We start from the raw sequence: 14,163 nt of genomic DNA, 5'->3' as shown, positions 1-14,163 counted from the left end.
CAGTGGTCTATACTTTGGGATATCTATTCTGACTTTGCCAAGATCGCTCCATGACCGCAAACACTACGATCCCTCCGGATTTCGACTATACCGTCGCTTTCTCGCGCAATCTGGGATTGGTCGATTCCGAAGAACAGGAACGGCTGCGGAAAAGCCGGGTGGCCGTACTCGGCCTTGGCGGTGTCGGCGGGGTCGATCTGGTCACTCTGGCCCGCATGGGTATCGGCCGTTTTTCCATCGCCGACCCCGACACTTTCGAGCTGGCTAATTTCAATCGTCAATACGGAGCGTTCCTCAGCACTCTGGAACGGCCGAAGGCAGAGGTTATGGCCGAGATCGTGCTCGACATCAACCCGGAGGCCGATGTGCGCGTGTTCCGGGAACCGATCGGCCCGGACAACGTGGATGCCTTTCTGAAGGATGCGGATGTGCTCGTAGACGGAATCGATGCCTTTGTGATCGACGTCCGCCGGATGGTGTACCGCAAAGCCAGGGAGGCGGGAATTTACGCCCTGGGGGCAGGACCGGTCGGTTTCAGCACCGTGTGGATCGTTTTTTCCCCGGACGGAATCCGCTTCGACGACTACTTCGACCTTCACGACGACATGGACCCGGTGGAGCAGTTCGCCGCCTATGTCATCGGCATGGCACCGAAAGGGCTGCAGCGACGTTACCTGGATCTGTCCCACGTGGATGCACGGCGCCACCGAGGCCCGTCCCTGGCCTGCGCCTGCCAGCTGGCTGCCGGCGTCGTCGGGGCCGAGGTCACCAAAATCCTGCTGGGGAGGGGACGGATCTATGCCGCGCCCCACTATCACCAGTTCGATCCCTATGTGGACAGATACATGCGCCGGAGACTGCTTTTCGGCAACCGCCATCCGCTCCAGCGTCTCAAGCGCCGCTGGCTCACCAATTTCCTGAAACGCAATCTGAACGAGGAGTCTTGACCATGAACAACGATTCTCTCCAGACCCTAGAACTGGTCTTCGGCGGCCACATCTTTTTCCAGACCCTGCGCACCGCCGTGCGCCTCGGTATCTTCGACCTGCTGGCACAGGAGGGCCCGCTCACCCGCAGGGACATGGCCGAACGTCTGGGACTGGCCGAACAGCCCCTGCGCATCGTCCTCCTGGGGCTGGTTTCCACCGGCATCCTCCGCAAGGAGGGGGACCTCTATGCCAACTCCGAAGGTGCCAGCCAATACCTGACCTCGACCAGCCCCAAAAAGATCACCGCATACGTGGAACTGCAGCACCGGGTCATGTACAAGGGACTTTATTGGTTGCTGGAATCGGTGCGCGAATACCGCAACGTCGGGCTCAAGGAGTTTCCCGGAGACGAACCGACCCTGTATCAGCGTCTGTCCCACGATCCGGAGCTGGAGCGCATTTTTCAGGAGGCCATGCAGGAACTCTCGGTACAGGCCAATCAGGGACTGGTGGAGAATCTGGATTTGCAGGGAGTGCGCCACCTGGTGGACGTGGGCGGTGGCGACGGCACCAATCTGATCACCCTCGCCAAGCGCTTCCCCGAACTGCGGGGGACCGTGTTCGATTCGCCCACGGTGTGCGAGATCGCCCGGGCCAACATCGCCGCCCACGGCCTGTCCGACCGTATCGACGCCGTGCCCGGTAACTGCTTCAGCGATCCGTTCCCCCCGGCGGATGCCTACATGTTCTGCCATTTCTTCACCATCTGGAGCGCGGAGAAGGACCGCGCCATTCTGCAGAAATGCCACGACGCCCTGCCGCCGGGAGGCCGGGTCATCCTGTTCAACATGATGCAGAACGACAGCGAGGACGGGCCCCTGAGCGCCGCTATCGGTTCTCCTTATTTCCTTGCCATCGCCACCGGCGAGGGGATGCTCTACACCTGGAAGGAATACGAAGACTGGATGCGGCAGGCGGGCTTTGAGGAAGTTCAGCGCCAAGCGCTGCCGCTGGATCACGGCATCATCACCGGCATCCGGGCCTGACGGTTTTTCGGTAGAGATCGGGATAGGGGCGGTCGGGATGCCCTGACCGAGCCCCTCCCACACCACCCAGCATGCGGGTCCGCACCGGGCGGTTCGGGAAGTTGAGGTCATGAGAGTCGAGGCACCCCCGGCCGGTCAAAGAAGGCGATCGGCATCACGGCGTTCAGCAGATAGCGGCTGTTGCGCCACCATTGCCGGCTGTTGGCCGCGATCCGTCGGACCACCTCGTCGGTAGCACCCAGCGCTTTCAGTTCCCGGTACATGGTCTTGCCCCGTTTCCAGTGCTTGAACTGCAAGGCCCGCAGCCATTCATCCAGACGGCGGAACACCTTTGGGGTCTGTACCAGCCGGAAGTAGCCCTTCCAGCCGTTCACGTATTGCCGGAGACGCTTGGCCGCCTGTTCCAAGCTTTGCCCCCGGCTGCAGCGGGTAAGCTGGCGGATGCGCCGCTGGTAGGTGTCGAGGGCTTTTCGGGATACCGCGCATTTGACCTTGCCGCCCCTGGCGATCCAGAATGCGAATCCCAGAAAGCGGCTGCCAAAGGCGCTGCGTACCGCGCTCTTTTCCTCGTTCACCTTCAGGTGCAACCGTTCATACAACCGGCGTAGGCTGGTCATGACCCGTTCGCCGGCCTTGTGACTGCGCACATAGACGTTGCAGTCGTCGGCGTAGCGCACGAAGCGATGACCGCGCCGCTCCAGCTCCCGGTCCACCTCGTCCAGCAGCACGTTGGCCAAAAGCGGTGACAGGGGACCGCCTTGCGGCATGCCCTGGTACCGCTCTACCTTGACGCCCTGGCTCAGGATGCCCGCCTGCAGGTAGCGGCGGATCAGCCGCAGGACGGCCTTGTCCGCCACTCGCCGAGACAGACGATCCATAAGCACGTCGTGGTTGACCCGATCGAAGAACTTTTCCAGATCCACATCAACGACTACCCGGTAGCCTGCCTGTACATGCCGCCGCGCTTCCCGCACGGCGTCATGGGCCCGGCGACCCGGGCGAAACCCGTAACTGTGGTCAGAGAAGCTCGGGTCGATCCGCGGTTGCAGTACTTGCAGTAGGGCTTGCTGGATCAGTCGATCGGTCACCGTCGGGATACCCAGCTCACGCACCCCACCGCCGGGCTTGGGAATCTGCACCCGCCGCACCGGCATGGGCCGGTAGCGGCCCAATAGCAGTTCTTCCCGTATCCGGGGCCAGGCCGTGCGCAGGTATTCGGCGGTCTGTTCGATCGACAGTCCATCCACCCCGCAACTGCCCTTGTTGGCCTTGACCCGTTTCCAGCCCAGAACCAAGTTCTCTCTCGCAAGCGCCTGCTCGAGCAGGCCTTGCCCCAGGTCTGCCTCTCCATGACATGCCGACACAGCTTCATCACGCCCCGCCCTCGGGCAGGCTTCACCTGCCTTCGGTTCGGTTCGCCCCGGTCGCCCAGACTTCTGATGCCTTGCCGCGTCGAATGTCGCAGTCGTCAAACCTTCCTTCCCGTTCGGCCCTTCGCTCCACCCGGTTTCCCAGGCTTCCTCACTACTACGGCCTCGGCTGACTTCTCGCGCCGCTTTGCAGCGTCACCCTTTCAGGCACAAGGCGAGATCTCCCCAGGTAAGGCGCGCACCCCTTCACCGCACAACCGCCGGATCTACACCGACTCACCTTGGTCACGAGAGCTTCGCGGTTCCATGCCCGATCGCCCTGCTCGGCAGTGCCTTGTATCCGGTTCCTGTTCGTCGGCTCGCGGTTTACGCTCCACGCTTCCTCCCCACGGTCGGTCACCCTTCCGCAGTTGCGCTTTGCTTCACTCGCCGTGACCAGCTCGTGGCGGGACTCTCACCCGCGGGGGTGCGCCCATGCTGGGCGCACAAAGAAAAGCCCCGGGAAACCGGGGCTTTTCGTATGGGGAAGGCGCTGTTTCAGTTTCAGCAGCTGCGGCGGGAGCGGGCCCCGAAACCCAGCAGACCGATGCCGAACAGGGCCAGGGTAGCCGGCTCGGGGACGTACTTCTGGGCGTTGATGGTGGTGCCGTGGGCGACCGCCTCATTTGTAGCAGCGATCCCCTGACCACCGGTCAGATTGACGTTTCCAGTCACCTGGGCACAACCATCAGGAGTTCCGTTCACGACGAAAGTACAATCATTCATTCCGGTCCCGACGTTAATGCCGGTTACATCCCCATACTGATCTTGGTAAATGTTTGAAAGAAAGAAATTTACCGAAGCGACAGTAATTGTATTATTAAGGGTTTTCACTGTTGCCAGATCCCCGCCTCCTGACACAAGCTGCGTTGCCGTCCACAACTCATCACCATCACCTAAAAAACCGTCCACTTGGAACAGGGTTCCGGTCGCCGCCTGACTGATGCAGTCACTCAGACTGGTACAGTTAGGGTTCCCACCATTGTGAGCGCGATCCAAATCTAGATCGAAGTCGGTCGTCGGGTTGCGCCACACGGCAATGGCCGCATTCGTGGCGTATGGTCCCAGATCACCACCTCCCTGACTCACTAGGAAAGAATTGAAATCATTCCACAGCCCGAAAGTATAGATGGAACCGATGGTTGCACCGCTACCATCGCTTGGATGAGTACCATCCGGATTCACTATATCCGTCAACTGCACGGCCGCAACACCGGTAAATTCTTCGTTCGACCCGATAATGTTGACCCCATCAACGGTCACCGTCGGAAATTCGAACACCGCCAGGGCGATATCCCCCTTTTGGATAGCCCCGGATGTCACCGCATTGTACTGACCTGTGCTGGGATCCTTACGAAGGAAATAGTCGAGAGCGTCATCCTGGAAGGACAACAAGCCAGCCTGCGCACTCATGGATACAGCCAGTCCAAGACCGATGGCCAATGAAATATGCTTCATCTTCATTTTTTGGCTCCTTAGCTAAAGTAATCATGCGCCTTGAATTATGCATCTTCTGAGCCAAATTTCATAAACATAGGGTTTGCGCTTGATTTAAATGGCATTTTTTGTGACAGAAAAGTGAGAGTATCATGATACTCTCAACTCCAACCCCCAACTGTAAAAAAACCTGACACTCCTGGCCGGTACAGGTCATATCCTCTCAGCCACCACCCAACCCCTGCGGGCTGAACAGCCCCGGCTGTACCTGCGGATCGCGGAAGCGGTAATTCTTCCGCACCAGCGCAGTGGCCTTGCCGTTTCTGTGGTTGACCATCACCATCCGGCCGGGGCGCCAGTATTTCCCCAGATAGCGCTTGTACTTGTGGTAGGTGAGGGTCTTGAGGTGGTCGCCGCGGCGGTTGTAGTAGGCGATCTTCCAGGGGATGTAGAATTCCTTGTCGATCCACACCACCTGGCGGCTGTAGAGGGAGTGGGCGTCCACCGGCACCCGCTCGATGACGAACACCTTGCGCCCCTTGTAGTCGTCGTCGCGCAGGTATCTGTAGCTGAATTTTTCCAGCTCCGGGGCGCTCATGTCCTCGTAGGAGAACTCGCTGCCCATGAAGGAACCGCCCTTGTTGGCCGCCGAGATGCGCTTGACCCGCTTGAGGGCGGGCAGATACAGCCACTGGTCGTCGTCGCCGCGCTTGTGGGAGAAGGTCAGGAAGCGGGTGCCGGACACGTCGGCGGGGCTGCGGAAGACCAAAAGGCTCCGGTCGCCGTCCCCCGGCACCTCCAGGTTGTAAGCCTTGATGCGGCGCTGGCTGGTTTCCCCCTCCCGGTTCCTGAGCACCATGGTCAGATCGGCACTGAAGGTCTGCCACCCCTGGTCGCGGCGGTCGGCCTCGCGGGCGATCTCCAGGCCCCGTTCCTCGGGGGTCTGCGCCGGCGCCGGGGCGGACCAGACCAGGAGGAGCAAGCAGAGCAGACAGACGGTTGCGATCGGCATCCTCATTTCCAAAACCCACCTCTCAGGTTTGTAAAATTTTCTGACACTTTTCCCGCCAACCCAGCAGCAGCGGCGGCAGCAGCAGGAAGTCGGCGGCCAGCGCGAACAGGATGGTGATCGCCGTCATCAGGCCCATCTGGGCGTTGACCTCGAAGTCCGACAAGATCAGGACGGCGAAACCGGCCGCCAGCACCAGGGAGGTGATCCACATCGCCACCCCCACTCCGGCGAAGGCGTACTCGACGCCCGCTTCCGCATCCAGGCGCAGCCGGCGGCGGGCGTGGAGCCACTTGCTGAGGAAGTGGACGGTGTCGTCCACCACGATGCCCATCGTCATGGCCGCCACCACCGACAGCCCCATGTTCACCTGGCCGTTGAGCAAAGCCCAGATCCCGAAGGCCATGAGGGCGGGAATCAGATTGGGGATCAGGCTCAGCAGCCCCAGCCCTGGAGAACGCAGCGCCGCCACCAGCACCAGGGCGATCACCGCGAAGGCCACCGCGGTACCCAGCAGCATGCCGTGGATGTTGCTGCGGCCGATGTGGGCGAAGATGAGGCTGGGGCCGGTGGCCTCGGCGCGTATCGCCGGCGGGGCATGCTGCCGCAGCCAGCGGTGGGCCCGGGCCTCCAGGGCCAGGGTCTCGTTGCTCGACAGATTCTTCAGGGTGACGGTGAAGCGCGAGGCGGACTTGTCCACGTTGATCCGGTCGTTGAGCTCCAGGCCCTCCGGCAGGGACATCTCGTAGAGCAGCAGATACTGGGCCGCCAGCTCACGGCTTTCCGGAATCCGGTACCAGGCCGGATCGTCGCCGTGGAGATTGCGGTTGAGGCGTTTGAAGATGTCGGCGACGCTGTAGACGTGGATCACCTCCGGCTGGCGGCGGTACCAGGCGGCAAAGTCGTCCAGCAGCCGCAGATAGGCCGGATCCGCGATCCCACCCGCCGCCCCGGCGCGGAGGGAATATTCCAGCACGTAGATGCCGGTCAGGCGGCGGGTGGCGTATTCGGTGTCCTGGCGGAACGGGGTGTCGGCAGAAAAGTATTTGATCAGATCGTCGTTGAGTTCGTTTTGCGGCGCCATGGCCGCCAGCCCCGCGACCACCACAGCGCCGCCCGCCAGCAGGGGACGCTTCCCGGCGATGACAAAACGGGCAAAAGCGCGCATGCCCCGCTGCCCCCGGCTGCCGACGGGCGAGACGGACAGGGGCAGGGTCAGCATCAGCGCCGGCAGGAAGGTCAGGGTGTAGAGAAAGGCGAAACCGACGCCCATCGCCGTGAGGTTGCCCAGATCCCGGAACGGCGGCGATTCGCTGAAATTGAGGGTCAGGAACCCCAGGGCGGTGGTGAGGCTGGTGAGGAACACCGGCACCCAGTTGAGGGTCAGGGCATGGCCCATCGCCTGACGGCGGTTGTGCCCCCACCCGGCGGGGCTGAGCCAGCCGGCCTGGAGCGCCAGGAGAAAGGCGGTGAGCACGTGGACGCAGTCGGCCACCGCCACGGTGAGGATGATGTTGGGGGCGGCCGCCGACGGCGGGGACAGGGTGAATCCCAGCCAGCCGGCCAGCCCCATGGCGGAGACGATGGAGAACAGGATGGTCAGGAACGCCCAGAAGGTGGCGGCCAGGGAGCGCAGCAGCAGGTAGAGCACCGCGAACACCAGCGCGAACATGAGCGGAATCAGGGTGACGAGGTCATGGTTGGAGGCCTCCGGGAAGGCGTTGCTCATCATCACCCCGCCGGTAAGGCGCACTTCCAGATTGGGATCGCGCCGCGCCAGCTCCCGGGCCAGCCGGCGCACGTGGGCCACCACCTCGGGAATCTCGCGCCCCTGGTCCACCCCCGGCAGGGTCACGTTGACGTTGACGCCGGTGACGTCGGCCGCCGGGGAAATCAGCCGATTGCGCAACAGCGGCTCGGCGAGGGCGATCTCCCGCAGCCGCTCCAGATCCGTCCCGTCCAGTTTCTCCGGATCGTAAAGGTCGCGGACCACCAGCTCGTCGCCGCGGGCGTAGGTGTACTGGAAGTTCTGCAGCGAATCGACCCGCTGTGCGTAGGGAATCCGCCAGGCCTGCCGCGTCAGCCAGGCGACGCTGGCCAGGGTGGCGGGGGTGAAGACCTTGCCGTCCCTGGGCGTGAGGACGAACAGCACGTTGTCGTCCTTGGTGTAGGTGTTGTGGAGGCGGTTGAGGCGCTCGAGGAAGGGATCGCCGGCAGCGAAAAATACCCGGTAGTCGGTGGTGAACTGCAGACGCACCATCCCGCTGCCCAGCGCCGTCACCAGAATCACCGTAAGGGCGACGATCCACCAGCGCCAGCGGAACAGAAACTCGAAATAACGCGGCAACACCCGGCTCACAACAACTTGATCGCCGCCACCACCAGCCCGCCGACCGTGAGCGTGGTGGCGAAGGACCAGACCATGAAACGGTCGATACGGCGGGTGAGTTCATAGAAGCGGGCGTCCATGGCGGCTTCGAGATGCCCGAAGCGCTTGTCGACCTGTTCGAAGCGCTGGTTCATATCCTCGCGCATGGCTTCGAAATGCCTGTCGACCTGCTCGAAGCGCTTCTCCATCAACTCCAGGCGCTTGTCGACCTGCTCAAAGCGCTTCTCCATGAGCTGGAAGCCCTGCTCCATCAGCTCCCGCTGATGCTTGAGCTCCTCCTCGACCCGCACCAGGCGTTCACGCAGTTCCAGATCGTAGCGCACCAGCGCCTCCGGCTGGCGCTGCGCCAGCTCCTCGCGGATCAGGCGGCGGATTTCCTCGATGTCTTCGTGGGCCAGGGCCATATCGACTATGCTTTAAGTTCAGCGAAGATTGATTCAACTGTAGCAAACTTGGTCACGGATTGGGACCTGGGGTTCCACATCCCAGAATTCATATCGGGCCGGTTCCGGAAACGGAAAAACACGATATCGATGACAAATACTGTACTTTGGTGGCTCGGTGGCGCCGGCATCCTAGGGTTGGCGGCCCTGCCCGTTTCCGGGGAATTGCAGATCGCCGCCGCCGGGATCGCCCTGGCGACGCTGCTGGGATTGCGCCGGTTTCCCCGTCTGGGGCTGGCGCGGCTTCTCTTTCTCGCCACGTCGGCTTTCCTGGTGGCCCGCTATCTGTTCTGGCGGACTTTCAACACGCTGGGATACGACGATCCCGCCAGCTTCGCGGCTTCGCTGCTGCTGTACGGCGCGGAAGTTTACGGCATCGTCATGTTCGGATTCAGCCTGTTCGTCAACAGCCGGCCGATCCGGCGCCACGTTCCGGTGCCAAAGGATGGAATCTGGCCAAGCGTAGATGTTTTCATTCCCACCTACGACGAACCGGTGGAGGTGGTGAAGGCCACACTGGTGGCCGCCACGGCCATGGCGTATGAGGGAAGGTTCCAGGTCTATCTGCTCGACGATGGCGGCACCTGGGAAAAGTGCCATGCGGCGGACCTAGCCAAAGCCAGGTGTGCCCGACGGCGCCGGCAGGCACTGCAACACCTTTGCCGGCAAACCGGCGCCCGGTATCTGACCCGGCGCAACAACGCCCACGCCAAGGCCGGCAACCTGAACGCCGCCTTGAAACGTAGCGATGGAGAACTGATCGCCGTGCTCGATTGCGACCACATTCCCACCCGGGATTTTCTTCGGTCCACCGTCGGACATTTCGTCGTCGAGCCCCGGTTGTTTCTGGTACAGACCCCGCATTTCTTCGTCTCTCCCGATCCCATCGAGAAGAACCTGGATCTCTTCAACCGCATGCCGTCGGAGAACGACATGTTCTACGAGGCTATTCAACCCGGCCTGGACTTCTGGGAGTCTTCCTTCTTCTGCGGTTCGGCGGCGGTACTGCGGCGCAGGGCATTGGAGGAAGTCGGCGGTTTTTCCGGCATGACCATCACCGAGGATGCGGAAACCGCCATCTCTCTCCACGCCCGGCGGTGGCGATCCCGGTATCTGCTCAGACCCATGATCTCCGGCCTGCAACCGGAAACCTTCACCAGCTTCGTCCGCCAGCGGATGCGCTGGGCCCAGGGAATGGTGCAGATCCTGCTACTGAAACGTCCCTGGAAACGACTGCAGCCCTGGCAGCGGCTGGGATACCTCAACTGCATGCTGTTCTGGTTTTTCCCTTTCGCCCGGGTCGTCTTTCTGACGGCTCCCCTGGCCTACCTGCTCTTCGGCCTGCGCATCTACGATGCCAATCTCAGGGAAATCGCCAGTTACACACTCCCTTACCTGATCGCCCTGACCCTGACGGCCAACTACCTTTTCGGGCGGGTACGCTGGTTCATGATTTCCGAAATTTACGAAAGCATGCAGTCCCTGTTCACGCTTCAGGCCATACTGGCGGTCCTGCGCAACCCACGGGCCCCCAAATTCGACGTCACCCCCAAGGGAGAGCGGCTGGAACAGGATTTCATCTCCCCCCTGGCCCGTCCCTTTTACGTATTGCTCGGCCTGATGCTGCTGGGCGCGGTCGCCGGCGCCGTGCGCTGGCAGATGTTTCCCGACAAGCGGGATCTGACCCTGGTCACGCTGTTCTGGGTAGCCTTCAACCTGGTCATCCTGATCGCCGCTCTTGGCGCTCTCTACGAACGACGCCAGCGACGCCACAACCCCCGCCTGCCCGCCGACGACCTGCCCGCGACCCTGCACATGGGCGGCATGGACATCCCGGTCCGCATTCATGATTTTTCCGTCGGCGGAGCGGCGCTCAAGGCAGCAAGCTCCTTTCCCGACGGCGATTCCGCCGTGCTGACGCTGCGCCACCCCGTTCTCGACAAACGCCTCGCCATCCCGGTGCAGATCGTCAACCGCCATTCAAGCAGCTCCCAATTCGTCATGGGGATCCGATTCTCCATCCAGTCATTGGCGGAATACCGCGATATCGTATTGCTGGTACATGGAGACAGCGAGCGCTGGGAAAGAATTCTGCGCCGCCGGGACCGGGACATCGGCATTCTGAAAGCGGTTTACATCCTTAGCGGCAACGGTTTCAGGCAGGCACGTGAGCATTTCGCCGCCGCATTGCGGCGCCGCTTCGAAACACACCCGCCATCCAAACATTTCCCATCCTTGACAACGCCTCGCAAGGAAACGTCCCCCCACATCAGGAAAGTTGCATGAAAGCGTTCATCCGGCTGATGTTTCTTCTTTGCCTCCTCCAAACTGCCACCGCAAAGCCACTCGTACTGCCGCTGGCTTCGATGATGACCCGTTCCGAGGCGATCGTTCTGCGCCAGGTGACGGACGACTACGTGTTGCATTTTCCAGTTTCATCGAGACGACATCTGCTTGCGGCCCGCCTTCACCTGGATTTCACCCACTCCAACGTTCTGGTTGGTTCGCGTTCCCAGCTGCGGGTCCAGATCAATGGCGTGACCGTCGGACAGTGGCGTCTTCAGCCTCAGGAGACACACAGAATCGTGGAGCTTTCCCTGCCGACGACACTGCTGGTTCCCGGCTACAACGAAATCCGCCTCGCGGCCGCGCTGCATTACACCGACGTCCATTGCGAAGATCCGAGCAGCCCCGAATTGTGGTTGGAGATCAATCCGGTCAAATCCCATCTGACGCTCGAACAGGAACCTGCATCCATTCGGCCCTCATTGGCGGAATTGCCCACGCTGATCGCACCCACGGTCGGAGAGGACTATGCCATCCGCCTCCTCATGCCCGGCACTGATCTGTCGGAACGGCAGTTGTCATGGGGCGCCCTGGTGACCGAGGGCATCGCTTTGCGGCGTGACTATGCCCCCTTCCGGCTGGCCCTCGCCTCCCCTGTCCCCGCCACGGATCTCCCAGCCGATACGGCGGTCAGACTGCGGGGCAACGAGGACACGATTCTCATCGGCACCCGCGAACAACTGCGTTCCCTGCTCGGCGAAACGGTTCACGCCCGCATCCGCAATGCGTATCTGGGCCTGTTTCCCCTGCCGCAACACCCGGAACATTTCGTCCTGGTCGTCTCCGGCACTACACCGGAGGAAGTCGAACGCGCCGGCCGCGCCTTCGCCTTGCTGAACTTCCCCCTGCCGGACAGCGCCGAAACCCTGGTCGAGGATGTCGAACTGGATACGCTTCTGGATTACCAGGCCATTCCCGCCACGCTTCCCGACACCACGTTCCGGTTCAGCCATTTCGGCTTCGAAACCCATACCTTCCAGGGAATACGTCCTGAACCGGCAGCGGTCGACCTGTTCGTCCCGGGCGACTGGTTCGCGCCGGAATCGGCACAGGTCACCCTGGGGCTCCATCTGGCCTACAGCGCCGGCCTGCGCCGGGATTCCTTTCTGGAAATGCGGATCAACGGCGTGCTGGAACGCGCGATCCAGCTGCCGGAGGAAAGCGGAGCGCAATACCGCGACTATCGTCTGAGCTTTCCCCTGCGCAGCCTGCAACCGGGACACAACCGCATCAGCTTCCATGCCTATCCGGCGCCGGCGATCACCGGTCAGTGCGGTTTCTTCCCTTACGATCAGCTGAAAATCACCCTGTATGACGATTCCCGCATCCATTTCCCCGCCGTCGGGCGCCAAACCGAGCTGCCCGATCTGGCGTTGCTGGCCCGGACCGGCTATCCCTATCTGATGCAAAACGGCGCCCACACCCAAGTGGTCGTCGCCACTTCCGACAGGGACGAAATCCTGGCTGCCTGGCAACTGCTGGGAAAACTGGCGCGGATCAATCGGTTGCCGCTTTTCGCCGCCAGCATCGGCTTCACGCCCGACCCCCGGCGCCACCAACTGATCATCTCCCGGCTGTCGCACTTGAAACCTGCCTGGCTGCAGGGGGCGCCGGTCGATCCTACGGCCACCTGGAAGGACTGGGCCTATCAAAGCGGCTGGCATTTCCTGCAGGAAAACGGCTGGAGAAAACGCTTGGAACGCTGGCTGGAAGGTCTTGACACGCCGCCTGCCAGGGCGCAAACCCGCTACGCCCGGGTACGTCAAAGCGGTGGGCTGGGGGAGGAAGCCCTGGCCCTGTCATTCACGCGCCCCGACCGCCGCCTCACGACCGTGCTGACGGCGGAACAGGGTCTCTACCCTGCCGTGCGCTCGCTGACCGAACCCGGCCTGTGGTCCCAGCTGCAAGGGGATACAGCGCTGTGGAAGACCGGCGCCAAGCGCCTGCACTGGCAGCAGTTGGGGGAGAAGACACAGGTCGGCCCGGGATTTTCTCCCCGGCTTTGGCTGACCTTCCACTTCGAGCGCCATCCCTGGCGCTGGCTGGGCGCCATCGCCGCCCTGGTGATACTATTCACCTGGCTGACCCACCGCCGCCTGAGCCGGTTCAAGAAAAAGCACCATCCCGATGCCGAAGAAATCGCCCCTTGAGATCTGGCTTTGCCTGCTGATGCTGGGATTTGCGTTGGGAGCCTGCACGCCGTCCACCGCCCTGGACCGTCAGTGGCGGACCTATAAGCAGCGTTTCATCCAGGACGGCCGGGTAGTGGATACCGGCAACGGCGGCATCTCCCACTCGGAAGGCCAGGGTTACGCCATGCTGCTGGCGGTGGCGGCGGACGATCGCCGCACCTTCGAACGATTGTGGTCCTGGACCCGGAATCAACTCCAGCGACGCGGCGATCATCTCTTCATCTGGCGCCGCCGCCCCGGGGTGCCGGTCGAGAAGGAGGATCACAACAACGCGACCGATGGCGACCTGCTTATCGCCTGGGCTCTGTTGAGGGCAGCACAACGGTGGAATCGGCCCACCTGGAGGACCGACGCCCTCGCCATCCTGCAGGATCTCAAAAAGACAGGCATCCGCGAGTGGCGAAACCGCCCCGTCATGCTTCCCGGCGCTGCAGGCTTCGTGCACCCGGATCATTTGACCTTGAACCTCTCCTACTGGGTTTTCCCCGCCCTGCGGGATTTCTACAGGGAGGATGGCGATCCCCTGTGGCCGGCCCTGAGCGACTCCGGCCTCAACCTGTTGCAGGCCGCTCGTTTCGGTTCGTGGCAGCTTCCCAGCGACTGGATCGCCGCCGGCGAATCGCTCGCTCCGGACCCGGATCACCCGCCCCGTTTCGGCTACGATGCGGTGCGGATTCCGCTCTATCTAATCTGGGGAAACCACGACAATCCAGAAATCCTGACCCCCTTCATCAGGTTCTGGAACCAGTTCGACAAGTTCCTGCCTCCCTGGGTGGATCTGGAAGCTGACTGTCTGGCGGCTTACCAGGCTCCCCGCGGCATCCGCAACGTTCGGTCCCTGACCCTGTATGCGGCCGGCCGGAACCGATGGCCGGCGTTGTCTCCCCTCGCTGCCGATGACGATTACTATTCCGCCAGCCTGACGCTGCTCGCACATCTGGCCCTGGCTCACGAGCGATGAAA

10 protein-coding genes are annotated in these 14,163 nt (G+C 62.3%); 5 read left to right on the top strand and 5 right to left on the bottom strand.

Annotation, left to right across the window (positions count from 1 at the left end):
- The first annotated feature begins 50 nt into the window (after positions 1-50).
- Complete coding sequence (locus MIN45_RS05595) at positions 51-947, top strand: ThiF family adenylyltransferase (protein ID WP_286293942.1); 897 nt, start codon at positions 51-53, stop codon at positions 945-947.
- A 2-nt stretch (positions 948-949) separates the two neighbouring features.
- Positions 950-1,975 (top strand): methyltransferase, encoded by a 1,026-nt coding sequence (locus MIN45_RS05590; protein ID WP_286293940.1) that lies wholly within the window; start codon positions 950-952, stop codon positions 1,973-1,975.
- Between the two features lie 107 nt (positions 1,976-2,082).
- Here MIN45_RS05590 and ltrA read toward each other — a convergent pair whose 3' ends face one another.
- The 5 genes from ltrA to MIN45_RS05565 all read right to left on the bottom strand — a co-directional run bounded on the left by ltrA (position 2,083) and on the right by MIN45_RS05565 (position 8,623).
- Complete coding sequence (gene ltrA / locus MIN45_RS05585) at positions 2,083-3,270, bottom strand: group II intron reverse transcriptase/maturase (protein ID WP_286293938.1); 1,188 nt, start codon at positions 3,268-3,270, stop codon at positions 2,083-2,085.
- A gap of 618 nt (positions 3,271-3,888) precedes the next feature.
- The gene (locus MIN45_RS05580) at positions 3,889-4,848 is read right to left on the bottom strand and encodes a PEP-CTERM sorting domain-containing protein (RefSeq protein WP_286293937.1); all 960 of its coding nucleotides are present in this window, start codon (positions 4,846-4,848) and stop codon (positions 3,889-3,891) included.
- A 196-nt stretch (positions 4,849-5,044) separates the two neighbouring features.
- Positions 5,045-5,833 (bottom strand): outer membrane lipoprotein-sorting protein, encoded by a 789-nt coding sequence (locus MIN45_RS05575; RefSeq protein WP_286293935.1) that lies wholly within the window; start codon positions 5,831-5,833, stop codon positions 5,045-5,047.
- 22 nt (positions 5,834-5,855) lie between these two features.
- Positions 5,856-8,189 (bottom strand): efflux RND transporter permease subunit, encoded by a 2,334-nt coding sequence (locus tag MIN45_RS05570; protein ID WP_286293934.1) that lies wholly within the window; start codon positions 8,187-8,189, stop codon positions 5,856-5,858.
- The gene (locus MIN45_RS05565) at positions 8,186-8,623 is read right to left on the bottom strand and encodes a hypothetical protein (protein WP_286293928.1); all 438 of its coding nucleotides are present in this window, start codon (positions 8,621-8,623) and stop codon (positions 8,186-8,188) included. The genes MIN45_RS05570 and MIN45_RS05565 overlap by 4 nt, the downstream gene beginning before the upstream one ends.
- A gap of 129 nt (positions 8,624-8,752) precedes the next feature.
- On the opposite strand from MIN45_RS05565, the gene bcsA reads away from it, so the two are divergent.
- From bcsA to MIN45_RS05550, 3 genes are read left to right on the top strand one after another with little or no spacing between them, the layout of a single operon-like run.
- A complete protein-coding gene (bcsA, locus tag MIN45_RS05560) occupies positions 8,753-10,948 on the top strand; it encodes a UDP-forming cellulose synthase catalytic subunit (protein WP_286293927.1) in 2,196 nt (731 codons plus the stop codon).
- On the top strand, positions 10,945-13,158 hold the full coding sequence (locus MIN45_RS05555; protein WP_286293923.1) for a cellulose biosynthesis cyclic di-GMP-binding regulatory protein BcsB: 2,214 nt from the start codon (positions 10,945-10,947) through the stop codon (positions 13,156-13,158). Before bcsA ends, MIN45_RS05555 begins: the two co-directional genes overlap by 4 nt.
- Entirely contained in the window at positions 13,136-14,161 is a 1,026-nt protein-coding gene (locus tag MIN45_RS05550; protein WP_286293921.1) for a family 8 glycosyl hydrolase, read from the top strand. The genes MIN45_RS05555 and MIN45_RS05550 overlap by 23 nt, the downstream gene beginning before the upstream one ends.
- The last annotated feature ends 2 nt before the right edge of the window (positions 14,162-14,163 follow it).

Source organism: Methylomarinovum tepidoasis (assembly GCF_030294985.1).
GTDB lineage: Bacteria > Pseudomonadota > Gammaproteobacteria > Methylococcales > Methylothermaceae > Methylohalobius > Methylohalobius tepidoasis.
Note: the sequence above shows the minus strand (reverse complement) of the source record. Positions and strands in the feature narration are given on the sequence as shown.